At 72.4% G+C, this 16,328-nt stretch carries 20 protein-coding genes and 1 pseudogene; 7 read left to right on the top strand and 14 right to left on the bottom strand.

Going from position 1 to position 16,328, the window contains the following annotated elements:
* Positions 1-16: 16 nt before the first annotated feature.
* Positions 17-1,072, bottom strand: a complete 1,056-nt coding sequence (locus BR98_RS13345; protein WP_232247400.1) for an alpha/beta hydrolase — start codon at positions 1,070-1,072, stop codon at positions 17-19.
* A 579-nt stretch (positions 1,073-1,651) separates the two neighbouring features.
* Here BR98_RS13345 and BR98_RS13340 point away from each other — a divergent pair.
* Both BR98_RS13340 and BR98_RS13335 read left to right on the top strand, forming a co-directional pair.
* The gene (locus tag BR98_RS13340; protein WP_035844649.1) at positions 1,652-2,197 is read left to right on the top strand and encodes a GNAT family N-acetyltransferase; all 546 of its coding nucleotides are present in this window, start codon (positions 1,652-1,654) and stop codon (positions 2,195-2,197) included.
* Complete coding sequence (locus BR98_RS13335) at positions 2,194-2,733, top strand: AAA family ATPase (RefSeq protein ID WP_035844648.1); 540 nt, start codon at positions 2,194-2,196, stop codon at positions 2,731-2,733. The genes BR98_RS13340 and BR98_RS13335 overlap by 4 nt, the downstream gene beginning before the upstream one ends.
* 70 nt (positions 2,734-2,803) lie before the next feature.
* Here the strand turns inward: BR98_RS13335 and BR98_RS13330 are convergent, their stop codons facing one another.
* Entirely contained in the window at positions 2,804-3,667 is an 864-nt protein-coding gene (locus BR98_RS13330; protein WP_035851997.1) for an alpha/beta fold hydrolase, read from the bottom strand.
* A 116-nt stretch (positions 3,668-3,783) separates the two neighbouring features.
* Here BR98_RS13330 and BR98_RS13325 point away from each other — a divergent pair, with 116 nt between their 5' ends.
* On the top strand, positions 3,784-4,074 hold the full coding sequence (locus BR98_RS13325) for a hypothetical protein (protein WP_035844647.1): 291 nt from the start codon (positions 3,784-3,786) through the stop codon (positions 4,072-4,074).
* 19 nt (positions 4,075-4,093) lie between these two features.
* Here BR98_RS13325 and BR98_RS13320 read toward each other — a convergent pair whose 3' ends face one another.
* Together BR98_RS13320 and BR98_RS13315 are read right to left on the bottom strand one after the other, a co-directional pair.
* Positions 4,094-5,170 (bottom strand): hypothetical protein, encoded by a 1,077-nt coding sequence (locus BR98_RS13320; protein ID WP_035844646.1) that lies wholly within the window; start codon positions 5,168-5,170, stop codon positions 4,094-4,096.
* A 162-nt stretch (positions 5,171-5,332) separates the two neighbouring features.
* On the bottom strand, positions 5,333-5,902 hold the full coding sequence (locus tag BR98_RS13315) for a hypothetical protein (RefSeq protein ID WP_232247399.1): 570 nt from the start codon (positions 5,900-5,902) through the stop codon (positions 5,333-5,335).
* 207 nt (positions 5,903-6,109) lie between these two features.
* On the opposite strand from BR98_RS13315, the gene BR98_RS13310 reads away from it, so the two are divergent.
* Positions 6,110-7,000, top strand: a complete 891-nt coding sequence (locus BR98_RS13310) for an amidohydrolase family protein (RefSeq protein ID WP_035844642.1) — start codon at positions 6,110-6,112, stop codon at positions 6,998-7,000.
* Between the two features lie 8 nt (positions 7,001-7,008).
* On the opposite strand, the gene BR98_RS13305 is transcribed toward BR98_RS13310, so the two are convergent.
* The 4 genes and pseudogenes from BR98_RS13305 to BR98_RS41220 all read right to left on the bottom strand — a co-directional run.
* Positions 7,009-7,302: an MTH1187 family thiamine-binding protein gene (locus tag BR98_RS13305; RefSeq protein WP_035844640.1), complete on the bottom strand. Its 294-nt coding sequence runs from the start codon at positions 7,300-7,302 to the stop codon at positions 7,009-7,011.
* A 47-nt stretch (positions 7,303-7,349) separates the two neighbouring features.
* The gene (locus tag BR98_RS36295) at positions 7,350-7,850 is read right to left on the bottom strand and encodes a hypothetical protein (RefSeq protein ID WP_051969727.1); all 501 of its coding nucleotides are present in this window, start codon (positions 7,848-7,850) and stop codon (positions 7,350-7,352) included.
* Positions 7,851-7,917: 67 nt separating this feature from the next.
* Positions 7,918-8,094, bottom strand: a complete 177-nt coding sequence (locus BR98_RS39305; RefSeq protein ID WP_232247398.1) for a hypothetical protein — start codon at positions 8,092-8,094, stop codon at positions 7,918-7,920.
* Positions 8,091-8,249, bottom strand: a pseudogene (locus tag BR98_RS41220) (transcriptional regulator); the annotation flags it as partial. The gene BR98_RS39305 and the pseudogene BR98_RS41220, both read right to left, overlap by 4 nt.
* Before the next feature lie 2 nt (positions 8,250-8,251).
* On the opposite strand from BR98_RS41220, the gene BR98_RS42005 reads away from it, so the two are divergent.
* From BR98_RS42005 to BR98_RS13285, 3 genes are all read left to right on the top strand, one after another.
* Positions 8,252-8,380 carry a hypothetical protein gene (locus BR98_RS42005; RefSeq protein ID WP_267886064.1) on the top strand — a complete coding sequence of 43 codons (129 nt, stop codon included), beginning with the start codon at positions 8,252-8,254 and terminating at the stop codon, positions 8,378-8,380.
* Positions 8,381-8,409: 29 nt separating this feature from the next.
* Positions 8,410-8,640 carry a tautomerase family protein gene (locus tag BR98_RS13290; RefSeq protein WP_035844636.1) on the top strand — a complete coding sequence of 77 codons (231 nt, stop codon included), beginning with the start codon at positions 8,410-8,412 and terminating at the stop codon, positions 8,638-8,640.
* A 179-nt stretch (positions 8,641-8,819) separates the two neighbouring features.
* Positions 8,820-9,674 (top strand): DUF3626 domain-containing protein, encoded by an 855-nt coding sequence (locus BR98_RS13285; RefSeq protein WP_035844634.1) that lies wholly within the window; start codon positions 8,820-8,822, stop codon positions 9,672-9,674.
* Here BR98_RS13285 and BR98_RS13280 read toward each other — a convergent pair whose 3' ends face one another.
* The 6 genes from BR98_RS13280 to BR98_RS13255 all read right to left on the bottom strand — a co-directional run bounded on the left by BR98_RS13280 (position 9,675) and on the right by BR98_RS13255 (position 16,319).
* Complete coding sequence (locus BR98_RS13280) at positions 9,675-11,303, bottom strand: amidohydrolase (RefSeq protein ID WP_035844632.1); 1,629 nt, start codon at positions 11,301-11,303, stop codon at positions 9,675-9,677.
* A gap of 111 nt (positions 11,304-11,414) precedes the next feature.
* Entirely contained in the window at positions 11,415-12,248 is an 834-nt protein-coding gene (locus BR98_RS13275; RefSeq protein WP_035844630.1) for a PaaX family transcriptional regulator, read from the bottom strand.
* Positions 12,249-12,362: 114 nt separating this feature from the next.
* On the bottom strand, positions 12,363-13,106 hold the full coding sequence (locus tag BR98_RS13270) for a maleate cis-trans isomerase family protein (protein WP_157538139.1): 744 nt from the start codon (positions 13,104-13,106) through the stop codon (positions 12,363-12,365).
* 130 nt (positions 13,107-13,236) lie between these two features.
* On the bottom strand, positions 13,237-14,142 hold the full coding sequence (locus tag BR98_RS13265) for a fumarylacetoacetate hydrolase family protein (RefSeq protein ID WP_035844626.1): 906 nt from the start codon (positions 14,140-14,142) through the stop codon (positions 13,237-13,239).
* 54 nt (positions 14,143-14,196) lie between these two features.
* Positions 14,197-15,318 (bottom strand): cupin domain-containing protein, encoded by a 1,122-nt coding sequence (locus tag BR98_RS13260; RefSeq protein ID WP_035844624.1) that lies wholly within the window; start codon positions 15,316-15,318, stop codon positions 14,197-14,199.
* Positions 15,315-16,319, bottom strand: coding sequence for a carbon-nitrogen hydrolase family protein (locus tag BR98_RS13255; protein WP_051971051.1), 1,005 nt, complete (start codon positions 16,317-16,319; stop codon positions 15,315-15,317). The genes BR98_RS13260 and BR98_RS13255 overlap by 4 nt, the downstream gene beginning before the upstream one ends.
* Between the last annotated feature and the right edge of the window lie 9 nt (positions 16,320-16,328).

Raw genomic sequence — 16,328 nt, 5'->3', positions numbered from 1 at the left:
CAGGGCTGTCGCCCGGTCAGGACCGGCTGAGCGCCAGCCGCAACGCGCCGGCGGCCTCCGCGGTGGCCTCGCGGAAGCGCTGCCCGATGCCCAGGAAGTTCACGTAGCCGTGGATCAGGTCCGGCTGCCGGCTGAGCGCGACCGCCACCCCGGCCTCGGTCAACCGTTCGGCGTAGGCCTCGCCCTCGTCACGCAGCGGATCGAAGCCGGCCGTGGCGATGTACGCGGGCGGCAGGCCACTGAGGTCCTCGGCGAGCAGCGGGGACAGCCGCGGGTCGGTGCGGTCCACGCCGTCGGGCGCGTAGTGGTCGGCGAACCAGTCCATCTGCGCGTCGGTGAGGAAGAAGCCGTCGCCGAACAGCTCCCGGGACGGCCGGCGCCGCGAGGCGTCCGTCGTCGGGTAGAACAGCAGCTGGAACACCGGCGCGGGCCCGCCGCGACGGGTCGCCGACTGCGCGGTGACGGCCGCGAGGTTGCCGCCCGCGCTGTCCCCGCCGACCGCGATCCGCCCCGGATCGACACCGAGTTCCGCAGCCTCGGCGTGCGCGAAGTCGAAGGCGGCGAGCGCATCGTCGACGGCGGCCGGGAAGATGTGCTCGGGGGCCAACCGGTACTCCACCGACAGCACCCGCACCCCGGCCCGCTGGGCCAGGAACCGCGCCGTGTTGTCGTGGCTGGTCCGGGTACCGAGCACCCAGCCGCCGCCGTGGAAGAAGACCAGCAGACCGGAGCGCTCCGGCAGCCCGCCCGGCGTGTACAGGGTGGCCGGCAACTCGCCGTACTCGACCGGGATCGCCACCTCCCGGGTCGCCACCGGCTCGATCGGCGGACCGCTCACCAGATGCCGACCCAGGTCCAGCGCCACCCGCGAGGACGCCACCCCGCCCGCGGCGACCAGCTCGGTCCCGGCCGTCTTCTGCAGCCGCAGCAGCAACTGCGCGTCCAACGCCAACTCCTGGCCGTCCCGCCGGACCGGTGCGCCCGCGATCAGCCGACGCAGCGGACCGGGCAGCGCATAGGCCGCCCGCACTGCCGCCGCCTGCGCCCGGACCTGGAACGGGACCGTCATCATGCCTCCTGGCGAGTCGCCCAACCCGTGCTCGGCCACGGTACGCGACCACCGCGGCACCGCTGCCCCCGGAAACCTACCGGAGAGTACGGCTGCTGGGCAGGGGCGTGAACACCCGCCGGGTCGGCCGCGCTGTCCCCGGTGCCGTCGTCGGACGTACCGCCGGCCGGGTCAAGCCGGGCCGCTGGGCTTGCACCGGCGGCGGCGGGTCTCGGAGGCTGGCGGATGAAGATCCCCGGCTGCGCCGTCCCCGAAGGTGTGTCAGTTCGCATGTGCCCCTCGCCGAAGCCTCCCGTGGGCCGTGACCGGCGCCCGGGCCGGCCTCGGGCCCCGCACCGGACTCGGCCTCGGGTCGGCCCGAGGGCGGTCGGCCGGCCCCGGGATGCGGCGTCGGCGCCCGGCAGCCTCCGGTGGCGGTGGCACCTGACCGGGCGCCTCGCCGGGCCGTCGAAATCGGTTGCCAGGCTGCTCGCCGCCCGCCCAGAATCCGGGCATGAGGACCGAACCGACCACCTTCGCGGAGAAACCCACCCTGCTCGGCGAGCGGGTGACCGCCGACCGGACCATAGGGAGTGTCAACTGATGGACAGTCAGTTCCTTTGTGGGGACCAGGTGGTGCTGCGTCCGGCCAGTGCGGCGGACATCCCCGTGCTGGCGGCGATCCGCCGCACCCCCGAGGTCCACCATCGCTGGCGCGGCGGCGCCGACCTGGCCGCCGCCGTCGCCGAGGACCTCGCCGAGCCCGGCGAGTCGCTGGTCATCCTGTTCCAGGACCGGGTGGTCGGCTACATCCAGTGGGCCGAGGAGCCCGAGCCGGACTACCGCCACGCGAGCATCGACATCTACCTCGACCCGGCCGTCCACGGCCAGGGCCTCGGCACCGACGCCGTCCGCACCCTGGCCCGCCACCTGATCACCGACCTCGGCCACCACCGCCTGGAGATCGACCCCGCCGCCGACAACCTCGCCGCCATCCGCTGCTACACCAAGGTCGGCTTCCGCCCGGTGGGCATCATGCGCCGCCACGAGCGCGGCGCCGACGGCCAGTGGCACGACTCCCTGCTGATGGACCTGCTGGCGGAGGAGCTGACCTCATCGGACTCCCCCTATGAACGAGGCACTGCATGACGCGACGCCCGACCCTGGTCGCCGTCAGCGGCCCTCCCGGGGCCGGCAAGACGACGCTGGCGCACGCCTTGGCCGACGCGCTCGGCTGGCCGGCGGTCTGCCGTGACGAGATCAAGGAGCGGATGGCCGCCACCAGTGCCGATCCCGCCGGTCACCTGGACCTGGAGACGCTGGCGGTGTTCTTCCGCACCATCGGTGAGCTGCTGACGTCGGGAACGAGCGTGGTGGCAGAGGCCGCCTTCCAGGATCGCCTCTGGCGTCCGGGCCTGGAGCCGCTCGCGGACCTGGCCGGCATCCGCGTCGTGCGCTGTGTCGTGGATCCCGAACTCGCCCGCCTGCGCATCACCCGCAGGGCCGCCGAAGAGCCCTCGCGCGCCGTGCACGCGGACGCCGAGCTGCTGGGCCGCATCGCCGAGGGGAAACAGCCGATCGAGTCGTGGGTTCCGATCGCGCTCGACCTCCCCTGCCTGGTCGTGGACACCACCCAGGGGTGGCAGCCGCCGCTGGCCCGGATCGTCGAGTTCGCCACCGCCTGAAAGCACTCACGGGCCGGCCGAACTCCTCGGTGACCCCGCCATCGGCGGCGAGCGCGGGTGCGTCACCCGCTCAGCCCTTGCTCGCCGCCCGGAGCCACTCCAGCGCCGCCGCAGCGGAGTTGAGGACCGAGATGTGCCCGTCCGCCGGGCGCGGCCAGAACTCCGTGGCGCCCGACTGCCGGGCCAGCCACTCGCCGTGCGCGACGGGCACCATCCGGTCCTCGCCACCGTGCAGGACGAGCAGCGGAGCGGCGACCCGACTCGGGTCGAACCCCCAGGGGGCGACGTACGCCAGGTCGTCGTCCACCATCCCGCCCAGGCCGCCCCGCAGGGCCTGCCCGGCGATGGCCGCCAGCCAGGACCAGTCGGCGCCGAGCGCGGCGTGGTCGGCCGGGGTGAACACCTCGGGGTCGAACTCGTCGGTGGCCAGGCAGTGTTCCAGTGCCGCACGGCCCGCGGCAGCGGCGCGCAGCTCCGACTCTCCGGAGGGGTGCATGCCCGCGAACCAGTCCAGCCCGTCGGCCGCCATCGGGGCCAGGCCGGAGGCGCAGACCACCCCGAGCACCCGGTCCGCCAGCAGCGCACCGCAGGCCAGCGCGTGGTTGGCGCCGCCGGAGTGGCCCATCACGGCGAACCGCCCGATGCCCAACGCGTTGGCCACGGCGGCGACATCGCCGGCCGCCGAGGCGAGGTCCCGGCCCGGCAGCGGAGTGGAGGCGCCGTAACCGGGTCGGTCGTAACCGATCCAGCGGATGCCGAGTCGTTCGGCGACGGCGAAGAGCGGCTCGGGCGGCGCGCCGAGGTTCGGGGTGCCGTGGTGCCAGAAGACGGCGAGGCGGTCCTCGGCGTCAGCCGCACCAGCGGTGTCGGGTGACCAGTCGTAGACGTGCAGCCTGCGCCCGTCGGCACAGTGGAGATCAGTCTCGTCCAGCACCCGACTGAGCATAGTGGGCCCGGAACCGGTGGGGCAGGGGGCAGCGGGAGGCTGCTGGGGGTGAGGTCATACCCTGCACCCACGAAGTGGGCTGGCACGAGCACGGGGGTGGGAGCATGCCGGAGAACGAGCGGACTTTCGAGGACGATCTGCCGGGGGACGGGTCGACCTACCGGCCCCCGGCGGCCTGCCCGCTCTGCGCGGGGGAGTTGCGTCCGGTGCAGGTGGCCTGCCGGACCGACCGGATGGGCAGCCTGCTGGTCAAGGTCTACCTGGCGGGCCGGATGTTCGCCCGGCGCAGCGACGTCGAGGCGGTTGCGTGCCGCGCCTGCGGCCACCTGCTGCTGTTCGTCGCGCACCCCGAGGTCATGGACGAGCCGCCGGCGAAGGCGCGCCGCTGGCGCTGACCGGTGCCTCGGCTGCGCTTCAGCCGGTGAAGCCGATGTGCACGTGATCGTGATGGGTGTCGTCGCTGAAGAACTGGTTGGCGGTCGCCCCGCCCGACAGCAGCCGTGGCCCGCCCACGTTGTACGAGCCCGCCGCCGCGGCCGCCCGCATGAAACCGTCGACCAGCGCGGGCGGGGTCCCCGGGTCCACCACGGGCCGGCCGTTGATCCGCCACACGTCGAAGGCGCGGCCGAGCGGATGGTCGCTGGGGCGGGTGGTGCCGAACACGTCGAGCGGATGGCCGGAGCGGACCACGCTGACGGTGATCGTGTAGCTCTGCGCCAGCGTCAGCATCGCGTGCAGCACGCTGTCGTGCACCTGGCCGCTGCGCACATCGGCCGAGGCGGCCGGTGGCAGCTCGATCCGCTGGTCTGTCAGCACGCTCTGCGCGGCGGCGGAGAGCGTGCCGGCCGGGCTGCCGGGCGCGGCGGGGTGCAGCTCGCTGACGGTCCAGCGGGGCGAGGCCGCGCTCAGCCGGACGTCCACCGTGGTGCCGCCGGGCGGCGTGCTGGTGGCCCACTGCTCGCAGACCACCAGCACGCTGGCCGAGTCGGCGAGGATGCCGCCGTACTGGGCGTAGACCACCTGGAGCGCGGCCTGGTCGGCACCGGACAGCAGCGGCCCGGCCTGGTCCACGAGCGCCGGGTCGAGACCGCCGAGTGCCGCCACCCGGCTGCGGGCGGCGGCCGTGCCGGAGCCGCCGGGCGGCCAGTTGCCGAGCGCCTCGACCAGCTGCACGGCACGGAGTTTGACGTCCGGTTGGATCTCGCCGGGCCCGGGCTGCCAGGCGGTGGTGGCGGGGAGGGGGGAGGCGCTGCCGGTGGGGTGGGGGCTGCTGGACGCGGAGCTCGAACCCGGGGTCGGACTCGTACTGGGACTCGGGTTCGGAGGCTGACTCGTACCGGGACTCGGGTTCGGAGGCTGACTCGTACGGGGAGTCGGGCTCGCGCCGCCCTTCGGCGAACTCCCGCACCCCGCGACCGCTCCCGCGACCGCCCCCGCCAGCGCGGCGGCCAGCACCGCACGCCGGCCGACCGTCTCCGCCAGATCCGTCATGCTCCACCATCGGCACGCCGCCTCCCGGTCCGCGAGCGTCCGCGCCGCGCGGACCGGGGTCTGACACCGATTCAGCCCAGCGGCGTCAGAACAGCGGCGATGTCAGAACAGCGGCTATGTCAGCAGATCGGCGCTGTCAGAACTTCGGTGGCGTCAACTGCTTCAGAGACCGAGCGACGAGAGCGCGGTGGTCCAGTCGGTGACGAGCGCGTCCTGCGCGTCGGCCAGGGTGACGGTGCCGGCGCAGACCGCCCGCTTCAGCTTCGTCTCCACGCCGTCCTTGGTGGAGGAGGTGCCGGTCCCGTTGGTCACGTAGTGCGGCTCGGGCCACAGGTTGAGCGGGGAGGTCGGGGAACCGCCCAGCTCGAGCGGTATGAAGTGGTCCTCCTCGTAGTCCGACATGTTGGTGTCGGAGTAGCCGTAGGCGATGATCCCTTGCGCCTTCAGCTTGTTGGTGTACGTGGTCGACGGCCGGATCGTCGCGGTCCAGCCGGAGACGCAGATGGTGCTGTCGATGGTGTCCTGCGTGACGTCCGGGTTGAGCACGCCCGGGGTGCAGGAGGGGTCGGGCAGCGGCAGGTAGGCCTGCGAGCAGCTGCCGGCGACGACGGCCGGACGGACGGTGGTGGGGTGGCCCGCGGCCTGCGCGGTGGGGGCGCCGGTCAGCGAGAGGGTGCCGGCCGCGAAGGTGACCGCGAGCGCGGTGCCGCCGGTTGCGAGCCGTCTGTGCATTGAACGCATGGGAGCTCCAGGGGAGTTGACCCGGCGTGGGGTCGCCGTGGCAGATGCGTCCATGACAGCAGTGCGGTGGCACTGCTTGAAGGGGGTATGCGGTTAATTGTTGATGACGCGCGTAGAACGACTTCGTCACGGACCCCACTTGAACGCCACGTGGATACTGGGGCCTGATCAACTCCCGAGCGTGGAAGGTGGCCCCGGATGGATGCGGTGCGGCAGGGTCCGGAGGCGGAGCGGATCACCGACTTCTGGCAGCGGTTGGGCCTTCCCGGGCTGATCGACGTGCACACGCACTTCATGCCGGAGAACGTGCTCGCCAAGGTCTGGGCCTACTTCGACGCGGCCGGGCCGCTGATCGGGCGGGAGTGGGGGATCACCTACCGCGAGGACGAGGCCGAACGGCTGGCCGTGCTGCGCGGGTTCGGGGTGCGGGCGTTCACGGCGATGCTCTATCCGCACAAGGCGGGGATGGCGCAGTGGCTCAACGAATGGGGCGCCGACTTCGCCGCGCGGACGCCGGACTGCCTGCACACGGCGACGTTCTTCGCCGAACCCGGGGCCGGACGCTACGTGGCCGAGGCGTTGGACGCGGGTGCCCGGGTCTTCAAGGCACATCTGCAGGTCGGCGGCTACGACCCGACGGACCCGCTGCTGGACGAGGTCTGGGGCGAGCTCGCCGAGCGCGGTGTTCCGGTGGTCACGCACTGCGGGTCCGGGCCGGCGCCCGGCAAGCACACCGGCCCGGGACCGATCGGCGAGGTGATGGCCCGTCACCCGAGTCTGCGGCTGATCGTCGCCCACCTCGGCCTGCCCGAGTACGCCGAGTTCCTCGACCTGGCCGCCGCGCACCCCGAGGTGTACCTCGACACCACGATGGCCTTCACCGAGTTCACCGAGCGGCTGACCCCGTTCCCGCCCGCGCTGCGCCCCCGGCTGCTCGACCTGCAGGACCGGATCCTGCTCGGCACCGACTACCCGAACATCCCCTACCCGTACGAGCACGCGCTCGAGTCACTGGCCGGCCTCGGCCTGGGCGACGACTGGCTGCGCGCGGTCTGCTACCGGAACGCGGCCCGGCTGTTCGGGATCTGACGTGGTGTTCAGCCCGCGAGGTGGCGTTCCAGCGACTCCATCTTGCGGGTGAGGCCGTCCGTGACGCCCGCCCGGTCGTCGATCTTGATCACCGTGCTGACCCGGTTGGCGAACGGCTTCACCGCGTCCACCGCCTCCTTGATCACGGCCATCACCTCGTCCCACTCGCCCTCGATCGAGGTGAACATGGCGTCCGTCCGATTGGGCAGCCCGCTGGCGCGGACCACCTTCACAGCGGCGGCAACGGCCTCGGCGACATCCTCACCGATCCCGAGCGGGGTGACGCTGAACGCGGCGATCATCTGAGTCCTCCACAGCTGGGCGATCCTCCAGCTGATGCTGCCACAGGTCAGCCCCCGTAGACGCTGCGGCAGAGCCGCTCCTGCTCGGAACCGGGCGCCCACTGGCCGAAGTGCTCGGCGGCGTCGCAGATGCCCATGGTGGCGCCGGGCGCGGCCGGCGCGGGCTCCGGCTGCTGCTGCGGCGGCTGCGCGGTCTGCGGTGCCCGGGGTGGCGGCTCGGGGGAGCGGCGCGGCGAGGGCTTCGGGCGGGGTGGCTCGACGACGGGGGTGGGCGCGGCCGGCTCCTCCTCGGCGCCCGGAGCCGGGCCCGGCTCGAGGCTCGCCTCCGGCGTGACCCCCGGACTCGCCTCCGCGGTGGCCGAAGGCGAGGCCTGCACCGTCCCCCGCTCCCGCCGCAGTCCCTGGGCACCGCCCTTCGTCAACGGCAGCGGCGGCAGGCTCGCCGAGGAGACCGCCGCCACCGGCAACCCGCCCAGCCGCGCCGCCTGCTGCTCCTCACACCCCGTCAGCAGCACCAGCACCGCAGCCACCAGTCCCGCACACGCCATCCCTTTGTGATCCACACCAGGCCCAACGAGCCGGGGCCGAGAAGGAGACCCTGCGCCGAAATGCGGCTCAGCTGGTCGTGCTCTGCATGAACGGATCTGCTGGTGGGTGCTGGGCGGCCGCGACGGTGCATGCGGCGCGTACGAAGGCGGCGACGGCCGGCGAGCGCGCGTCCTTGGGCCAGGCGACGGCCAGGGTGGAGTCCGGGAGGTCGCTCCGTGACCAGTGGTGCCAGGACAGCCTCAAGCCGGCCGGGGTGCCACGCCTTCCGTGACGCTCAGCTCCTGGGTCCCTACGACAGACAGCAGTGCCAACTGCTCGGCTCCCGGACTTCCGGGCGGGGCGGTGAACCACAGCAGGCGTTGCCGTCCGTCCTCGCTGAGCAGGTTGTAGCAGTCGAGTCGTGAAGGAGGCCGTCGCCGGCAGTGGCCGGGCGATCGCCGTGCGCGCGGACGTCGCCGACCGCCTCCGCGCCGACTTCTTCCGCCGCACCGGACTGGACAGCCTGCTCACCGCAGGCAGCTCCCTGTAACGCCCCACTGAGAGAAGGAACAACCAGCCATGCCGTTCGCGAACTTCAAGGTCCCCGAGAAGACCCTCACCCCGAGGCAGAAGGAGGAGATCGTCACCCGCACCACCGAGCTGTACGTCGAGATCTACGGTGAGCGCGCCCGCAACAACACCATGGTTCTGGTCGAGGAGGTCGCCGACGGCGGCTGGGGCATCTCCGGCAACGTGCTGACCCTCGCCATGCTCGGCGAGGCGACACCGACCGACACCGGCGCCGCCTGACCGCACCGGCCCTTCATCGTGTCCCCGCACTCGACCGGTCGGCGGTGTCCGCCGGAGTGCGGGGACGGGGCACGGAAGCGGTCAGCCCCAGGTCGAGCCGTCCATGTCCTTGCGGCTGGTGTCCGAGCCAGCACACCGGGGCTGTCGGCCACTGATCATCCTCGGGCAGACTGCCCTACATGAGTCTCGACACCGATGATTCGCCCCAGCTTCGCGCCCTGCGCCATGTCGCCGCGCATGCCAACGGCAGCGCCGCGGAGCCGAGCCTGCGGGTGACGCTCAACTTCCATCCGGACCGGCTGATCGGCGGCCGCCCGATCCTCGTGGCGATGGGTCAGGCCGGCGTCTACCGTTCGCAGTTCGTCACCGGCACCAGCAACGGCGGCCTGACCGCGCACCCGGGCGGCGACCGTTGGCGCTGGGAGCAGCGGATCTTCGGCGGCGCCTACGACGAGGCGCCGGCCCACCAGCGCCCGGTCTACGGCGCGTTGGACTTCCGCCGGCAGCAGGTCGGCGCGGCGCCCCGGTTCGGCTCGGCGCACTTCCGGCTGGTCGCCGAGGCAGTCGGCCGCGCCACCTTCTGTTATCCCGACAGCTTCACCGAGCCCACCGACTTCGGCGTGGCCACCGCGCTCAGCGCCTTGATCGAGCTGGCCGCCGCCGACTCCCGCGACCCGCTGGACGACTACATCGAGGCCCAGGTGCACGGCCCGGTGCTGCTCGCCGAGCACATCGAGGCCCTGGTCCTGGACCCCTGCTACCGCGGCACCGAGATCGAGGCGGCGGCCCGCCGGCTGCCCTGCCCCGTCGAGTGGCACGGCGGCTACCGGCTGAGCGTGGCCGAGCTGCGCCGCCACCCCGACTTCCGCGGCCAGGAGTTCGTCGACCTCGGCGCCGAGATCGCCCGGGACGGTCACCTCGACCCCGCGATCATCGGCACCGCCGCCCGTGCCGGCGCCCACGACGAGCAGTCCCTCAAGCGGGTCTGGCACTACCTCGCCCGCTTCGGCGCTCCGCCCTCAGACAGGTCCTAGCTACGGCGTCGCCAGCCCGGCGGGGTCGTGCACGGCGCGTCCGCCGACCAGGGTGACGGTCGGGCGCATGGCGGCCAGGCCCTCGATCGGGCGGGTGAAGGGGTCCTCGGGCCAGACGGTCAGGTCCGCGAGGGCGCCGACGGCGAGGGTGCCGCGCTCGCCGTCCTCGCCGAGCAGCCGCGCCGCGTTGGTGGTGTGCAGGGCGACCGCTTCCGCGCGGCTGATGGCGTGCTCGGCTCCCTGGACTCCGACTGCGGTCTGACGGGTCGTCATGCCCCACAGCGAGGGCATGGCGCCGTACGGGCCGACGGGGAAATCGGATCCGGCGGTGATGAGCGCACCCTCGTCGATCCATTCGCGCAGCGGGAAGATGTCGCGGACCCGTTGCGGGCCCCAGGCCTGGATCTGCGGGGCGGCCGCGTCGTGCAGCAGGGGGTGCTGGACGGTGACCGGGATGCCGAGGCGGATCGCGCGGGCCCGCTGCTCGGGGGTGGCCAGGCCACCGTGTTCGATGACCAGGGTGCCGGGCTCCAGGCCAGGGTGGCGGTCGAGGACCTGCTCGTACACGTCCAGCAGGATCCGCAGTCCGCGGTCGCCCCAGGCGTGCACGCCCACCCGCCAGCCGTGCCGGACCACCCGCTCGATGGTGGCGACCAGGGTGTCGGGCTCCCACAGCAGCAGGCCCTGGTAGCAGTCCCGGTCGGCATACGGCTCTTCCAGCGCACCGGCCTCGATGCCGCCGTCGATGCCGAACTTCACGCCCCAGACCTGCAGCCAGGGGTCCTCGGCGTCGCGCCACGGCTCCATGCGGTCCAGCAGTTCGTCGACCTCGGCCGCGGAGCGCGCGCCGAAGCCTGACACCAGGGCCCGCATCCGGACGTGCAGTGCCCCGGCCTGGTGGGCGGCGCGCAGCACGTCGAGGTCCTCGATCGGGACCAGGCAGTCGCGCACCGTGCCGATGCCGGTGGCGGCGTAGTCCTGGGAGGCCGCCCGCAGGCCGTCGATGCGGGTCGCGAGGTCCGGGCGCGGCAGGAGCTTCTCGACCAGGGCCAGGGCGGTGCCGACCAGACGGCCGGTCGGCCGGCCGTCCTGGTCGCGGACGATCTGGCCGCCGGGCGGCTCCGGGGTGTCGGCGGTGATGCCGGCCAGCCGCAGCGCAGGGGAGTTGAGCATGTCGTTGTGGCCGCCGCGCTTGACCAGCACCGGGTGCTCGGCGGTGACCTGGTCGAGTTCGGCGCGGGTGGGCATCCGCCGTTCGGCGAGGTTGAGTTCCTGCCAGTTCGTGGTGGTGCGGATCCACTCGCCCGGCGGGGTGACGGCGGCGCGCTGCCGGATCAGGTCGAGGAACTCGGGGATGCTGCGGGCCTGGTGGACGGGCACGTCGTGGCTGCTGTAGGCGGCGAAGATGAGGTGGGTGTGGGTGTCGTCGAAGGCCGGCAGCACGGTCGCGTCGGTGGCGTCGATGACCGCGGTGTGTTCGGTGACCAGGTGGTCCAGGCCGTTCGGCTCGGGCGAGAGCGCGCTGATCCGCTCGCCGGTGACGGCGAGGGCCCGCTGGACCGGTTCGCCGGGCACCAGGGTGTGCACGGCGTGTGCCCTGATCAGCAGGTCGGCGTGCGGCTGTGACATGTCTGGTCCTCACTTGTGACGGGACTCGTGACGGAGCGTCAGAAAGCAAGCGGTGATTCGGGATGACACGTGTAACCGTAAGTGCGGCCGAGCGTCGCGAGGACGGGCGGGCTAGGCGTTCCGCGGCTCCAGGCCGGTGACCTTGACGACGTGGCGCAGGCTGGGTTCGGCCAGCCGGGTGTGGAGTCGGACGAAGATCTGGCGGGCTTCGACGGCGTTCCAGTCGTCGGGCAGCAGTTCCACCGGCAGGCCGGGGTCGAGATAGGGCAGGCGCCGCCAGTCGGTGAGCATCGGCACGTAGTCGCGGAACGCCTCGACGTCGTCGATCCTCGGCTCCTGCCGCAGCTCTTCCGCGACGGGCTGGTAGGTGTCGGTGAAGGCGGCGTACTGCGCTTCGATGGCGGCGAAGTCCCACCAGGAACTCACCGCCTCCTTCAGGTCGGCGAAGCCGGCGTAGTCGGAGGTGAACAGATGGACGTACTCGGCGAGGCCGAGCCGCTGGAGCAGCCGCCGCGCGTCGGGCAGCAGGCGGGCGGGGGCGAGCCAGACGCCGGGGGAGGCGTTGCCGAAGCCGAGCCAGGTGAGCCGGGAGCGCAGCTGGTGGCGGTGGGCACGCTCGGACTCGGGCACCGAGAACACCGCGATCACCCAGCCGTCCTCGAGGGCGGCGGGTTCGAGGCTGCCGAAGATGCGGCGGTCGCCTTCGTCGAAGACCGGGCCCAGGTCGGGGCCGAGGCGGTAGCCGGTGCCGGTGCGGCGCTCCTGGACGAGGGTGCCGCCCTTCTTGAGCCGGGAGATGGCGGAGCGGACGGCGGGCCCGTCGACGTCCAGTTCCGCCATCAGCCCGATCAGGTCGGCGATGGAGATCCAGCCGCCGAGGCGGCGGACGAACTCGCCGTAGACGGTGTTGATCAGGGAACTGGGCCGCGCCGTGCTCTCCGACATGCTCTGCCCTCCTTCGTCGCTGGTTCCGTGATCATACCGAGCGGTGGTGCCGCTGCCCGGGGCCGTAAAGGGAGCCGTAGAGCGAGCTGTAAAGGGGGCCGGCACGCCCCGGGTTCAGCCCGCGACCGGGGCGCCGTCGGTCCGCCGCCGGGCCTCGGCGTAGGCGCCGGAGAGCAGGTGGCCGGCGCCGGGGGCGAGCGCCGGCAGGCCCAGGGAGCGCAGCATCTGGTGGACGGTGCAGACGGCTGCGGAGACGACGGGCTTGCCGAGCTGCTGTTCGGCTTCCTCGATGGCGGCCAGCGACGGCAGTTGGACGCAGGCGGACAGCACGACGGCGTCGGCCTCGGCGTGGTCGAGGCGCTTGGCGATGGCGGGCAGCTCGGCAGGATCGTGGGCGGCGACGTCGAGGTTGCCGGGGATCTCCAGGGCTTCGTAGTCGAGGACGGTGATGCCCTCGTTGGTCAGGTAGTCGACCACGGTGCGGGTCAGCGGGCGCAGGTAGGGGGCGACCAGCGCGATCTTCTTCGCGCCGAGCGTGTGCAGGCCGTTGACCAGGGCGCCGGCGCTGGTGACCACCGGGGCGGGGGCGCCGTTCTCGACGGTGCGGGCGTGCAGGCGCTGTTGGGAGACGCGGTGGTAGCCGTGGCCCATGCTCATGATCGCGACCAGGCAGGCGTAGCCGAGGACATCGACTGCGGCGTCGGAGAGTTCGACGGCGCAGCGGTCGGAGTCGGCGTCCATCGCCTTGAGTTGGTCGGGGGTGACCCGGGTCATCCGCATACGGCTGGAGTGGAAGGTGAAGCGCTCGGGGGCGATGGTCTCCCGGGCGCGCAGGATGGCGGGGACCTCGGTCTCCATGGTGACGTTGGAACTGGGGACGATCTGGCCGATCCGGTAGGTGCGTGCCGACACGGGGCGCTCCCTTGGGTTCGTGCTGCGGGGTGGGTGGGCCGGGGGACCGGGCGAGGGGAAGCCGACCCAGAAGAGTTCAGCGGGCGTCGACGACCGGGTTGGCGAGGGTGCCCACCAGCTCGATGGTGGCCTCGACCAGGTCGCCGGGCTGGAGGAACTGCGGGGGCACCTGGCCGGCGCCGACCCCGGACGGGGAGCCGGTGGCGATGACGTCGCCGGGCTCCAGGGTGACGCCGGAGGAGATGTCGGCGATCAGCCGCTGGATCCTGAAGAGCATGTGGCGGGTGTTGGAGTCCTGCTTGGTCTCCCCGTTGACGCGCAGCGACAGGTCGAGGTTCTGCGGGTCGGGGATCTCGTCGGCCGTGACGACGGCCGGGCCGAAGGGGGCGTAGGAGTCCTGGCCCTTGGAGAAGAACCACTGGCCGGAGCGGCGCTGGTCGCGGGCGCTGATGTCGTTGATGATGCTGTAGCCGAAGACGTGGTCCAGCGCGTCGTCCTCGGCCACCCGGAACGCGGTTCGGCCGATGACGACGGCGAGTTCGCACTCCCAGTCGAGCTGCTTGGTCAGGTCGGCGTTGTGCAGGATCGGCTGTCCGGGGCCGGTGACGGCGGTGGCCGGCTTGGAGAACAGCACCGGCCGGTCGGGGAGTTCGCGGTCGGTGTCCAGGGTGCGGTGGGACTCGGCGACGTGTTCGACGTAGTTCAGCCCGACGCCGATGATCTTGCCGGGGCGCAGCGGGGCCAGCAGGGTGACGCCGGCGAGCTCATGGACCGCCTCGGCCGGGATCTCGCCCTGGAGCAGGGCGCGTGCCGCGTCCAGGGCCGGCGGCCCGGTCCGGACGACGGAGAGCAGGTCGCCGGGCAGGTCGGTGCCGGCCAGCCGGGCCGCGGTGGCGAGATCGACCACCCGGTCGCCGAGTTGGGCGCCGAGGCGGGCGGGCGCCTGGCTGGTGTCGTTCGGGGTGTAGGTGACCAGGCGCATGGTGGCTCCTTGCGGTGACGCTGTCGGGAGGACGGGGCAGTGGGCCGGCACGTTCTACTGGTCGCCCGGCTGGACGGGCTGGTGGCCGTCGTTGTCGGCGTGGGCCTCTTCGCGGTAGAAGCTCAGCGAGCGCATGACCGGGAAGTCGTTGAACGAGAACAGGCAGGCGTCCTCGGACTGGTCGAGGTTCGCGTGCTCGTGCCAGGCCCAGGACGGGACGCAGAACATGTCGCCCTGCTGCCACTCGAAGCGCCGCCCCGCGATCACCGACACGCCGCGTCCCTTGGCCGCCGTGTAGACCACCGATCCGGTGTGGCGGTGGGCCTGCGTGGCCTGGCCGGGGCGCAGCAGCTGGATGTGGGCGCCCATGGTCGGCATGACCGGGCCGCCGGTGAGGGGGTTGGTGTACTCCATGATCACGCCGTCGTACGGTGAGCCCTCGACGGCCTTGGCCAGGTTGAGCAGCGCCTGGTAGGTCGGCTCCCAGGGGAAGCCGAAGACCGGCGAGTACGGGCGGGTCCACTTCTCCATCCCGTACGGCAGCAGGTTGGTGCCGTAGCTGAGGACGGAGGAGTTGATGACCTTTCCGGGCACCTGGTGCAGCTCGGGGTGGACCTGGTAGAAGCCCGCGTCGAGCGCGTTGACCAGGGGGATGTCCAGGCCGTCCTGCCAGATCACGGGTGCGTCGGCGGACTCGTTGCCGTGCTCGTGCCAGGTGCCGTTGGGGGTGATGGCGAAGTCTCCCGGGCCGACCTTGAGCTTCTGGCCGTCGATGATGGTCCAGGCGCCGTGGCCCTCGTGGACGAAGCGCAGGGCGGCGGCCTGGTGGCGGTGGGCGGTCATGGCCTCGCCGGGGCCCATGATCTGCAGGCCGGTGTAGAGCAGGCCGACGGCCGCGCTGAGCTCGGTGCGGCCGGGGTTGACCAGCATGACCACGCGTCGGCCGGCGTCGTCGGCCGTCACCAGCGGCAGCGCCTTGTGGACGAGCGGCCGCAGCTCCTGGTAACGCCACAGCACCGGAACGGACTTGGGCTGCGGGTACCAGGGCTCGATGTCGTTGGCCACGGTCCACAGGGCGCCCGCGTCCAGCTTGGCCAACTCGTCGTAGTAGGCCAGCAGTTCGGGGCTGTCGGCCACGCGGGCCCGACCGGGCTGGTTGTCGTCGTGGGTGGTCACGCTTCCTCCTTCGGAGCGGACGGCACGGGCTCCGCCATCGGCGGGGCGGTGAAGGTCAGCGCGCTGCGCGGGCGGTTGTCGACCTGGAGCTGGAAGACGTCGAAGCGGTTGTAGTGGCCGACGATGTCGTGCATCTGCTTGGGCTGGATGCACTTGGCGAGGTCGATCTCGGCGTAGACGATGCCCTCCTCGTCGATCAGCGGTTCGGTGACCGGGCGGCCGTCGGGGCCGAAGACGCCGGACAGGGCGCTGCGCGGGCGGGCGAGCATCGTGCGGATCTCCGCGTCCTCGCCGGCGATCAGGTCGACGATCTGCGGGGAGACGGTCGAGCAGGCCACCACCGAGAAGACCTTGCCCTCGAAGCTGTGCGCCGCCGTACGGACCGCGATGGCGTCCGCCATGTCGTAGTCCTGCGGGGCGACCGGCAGCGCGATGTAGCTTGCGGCGTGGACGAGTTCGCCCTGGGCGAGGAGGGCGAAGCGGGCCAGGGTGTTGGTGTTCTCCCCGCAGGCGAGTACCCCGAGCGGGCCGATCTCGGTCTGGTGGACCTTCAGCGAACTGCCGTCGCCGCCGGTCCAGGTGAGCTTCTCGGCCCAGGTCGGCACCAACTTGCGGTGCACACCGAGTAGTTCGCCGTCGGAGCCGATGGTCAGCAGGGTGTTGTACAGCACGCCCAGGCTGTGCGCGCCGCGTTCGTTGACGCCGATGACCACGGTGACGCCGTGCCTGCGGGCGGCCTCGCGCAGGGCGTCCACCTGCGGTCCCGGCAGGTCGATCGAGGAGCGGTAGAGCCGCTCGAACCAGGGCGAGCCCTGGACGGGGTTCATCGTCCAGTTCCAGTAGGGGTATCCGGGGACGAACACCTCGGGGAAGACGATCAGCGAAGCGCCGTGGCCGGCCGCCTCGCCGATGAGGGAGACGGCCTTGTCCACGGTCGCGGCGGCGTCCAGGTAGACCGGGGACGCCTGGACGGCGGCCGCGGTGAAGCGGGGCAGGTCCATCAGTTCCTC

The sequence above is a fragment of the Kitasatospora azatica KCTC 9699 genome, from assembly GCF_000744785.1.
Taxonomy (GTDB): Bacteria; Actinomycetota; Actinomycetes; order Streptomycetales; family Streptomycetaceae; genus Kitasatospora; species Kitasatospora azatica.
This window is presented reverse-complemented; position numbering and strand designations above follow the sequence as displayed.

Excerpts from the sequence above, each read along its gene's own strand:
- BR98_RS13315 (WP_232247399.1), bottom strand. The coding sequence starts at position 5,902 with ATGCACAGACGGCTCGCAACCGGCGGCACCGCGCTCGCGGTCACCTTC.
- BR98_RS13310 (WP_035844642.1), top strand. The coding sequence starts at position 6,110 with ATGGATGCGGTGCGGCAGGGTCCGGAGGCGGAGCGGATCACCGACTTC.
- BR98_RS13285 (WP_035844634.1), top strand. The coding sequence starts at position 8,820 with ATGAGTCTCGACACCGATGATTCGCCCCAGCTTCGCGCCCTGCGCCAT.
- BR98_RS13255 (WP_051971051.1), bottom strand. The coding sequence starts at position 16,319 with ATGGACCTGCCCCGCTTCACCGCGGCCGCCGTCCAGGCGTCCCCGGTC.
- BR98_RS13320 (WP_035844646.1), bottom strand. The coding sequence starts at position 5,170 with ATGACGGATCTGGCGGAGACGGTCGGCCGGCGTGCGGTGCTGGCCGCC.
- BR98_RS13280 (WP_035844632.1), bottom strand. The coding sequence starts at position 11,303 with ATGTCACAGCCGCACGCCGACCTGCTGATCAGGGCACACGCCGTGCAC.
- BR98_RS13275 (WP_035844630.1), bottom strand. The coding sequence starts at position 12,248 with ATGTCGGAGAGCACGGCGCGGCCCAGTTCCCTGATCAACACCGTCTAC.
- BR98_RS13325 (WP_035844647.1), top strand. The coding sequence starts at position 3,784 with ATGCCGGAGAACGAGCGGACTTTCGAGGACGATCTGCCGGGGGACGGG.
- BR98_RS13345 (WP_232247400.1), bottom strand. The coding sequence starts at position 1,072 with ATGATGACGGTCCCGTTCCAGGTCCGGGCGCAGGCGGCGGCAGTGCGG.
- BR98_RS36295 (WP_051969727.1), bottom strand. The coding sequence starts at position 7,850 with ATGGCGTGTGCGGGACTGGTGGCTGCGGTGCTGGTGCTGCTGACGGGG.
- BR98_RS13340 (WP_035844649.1), top strand. The coding sequence starts at position 1,652 with ATGGACAGTCAGTTCCTTTGTGGGGACCAGGTGGTGCTGCGTCCGGCC.
- BR98_RS13290 (WP_035844636.1), top strand. The coding sequence starts at position 8,410 with ATGCCGTTCGCGAACTTCAAGGTCCCCGAGAAGACCCTCACCCCGAGG.
- BR98_RS13270 (WP_157538139.1), bottom strand. The coding sequence starts at position 13,106 with ATGGAGACCGAGGTCCCCGCCATCCTGCGCGCCCGGGAGACCATCGCC.
- BR98_RS13265 (WP_035844626.1), bottom strand. The coding sequence starts at position 14,142 with ATGCGCCTGGTCACCTACACCCCGAACGACACCAGCCAGGCGCCCGCC.
- BR98_RS13305 (WP_035844640.1), bottom strand. The coding sequence starts at position 7,302 with ATGATCGCCGCGTTCAGCGTCACCCCGCTCGGGATCGGTGAGGATGTC.
- BR98_RS13335 (WP_035844648.1), top strand. The coding sequence starts at position 2,194 with ATGACGCGACGCCCGACCCTGGTCGCCGTCAGCGGCCCTCCCGGGGCC.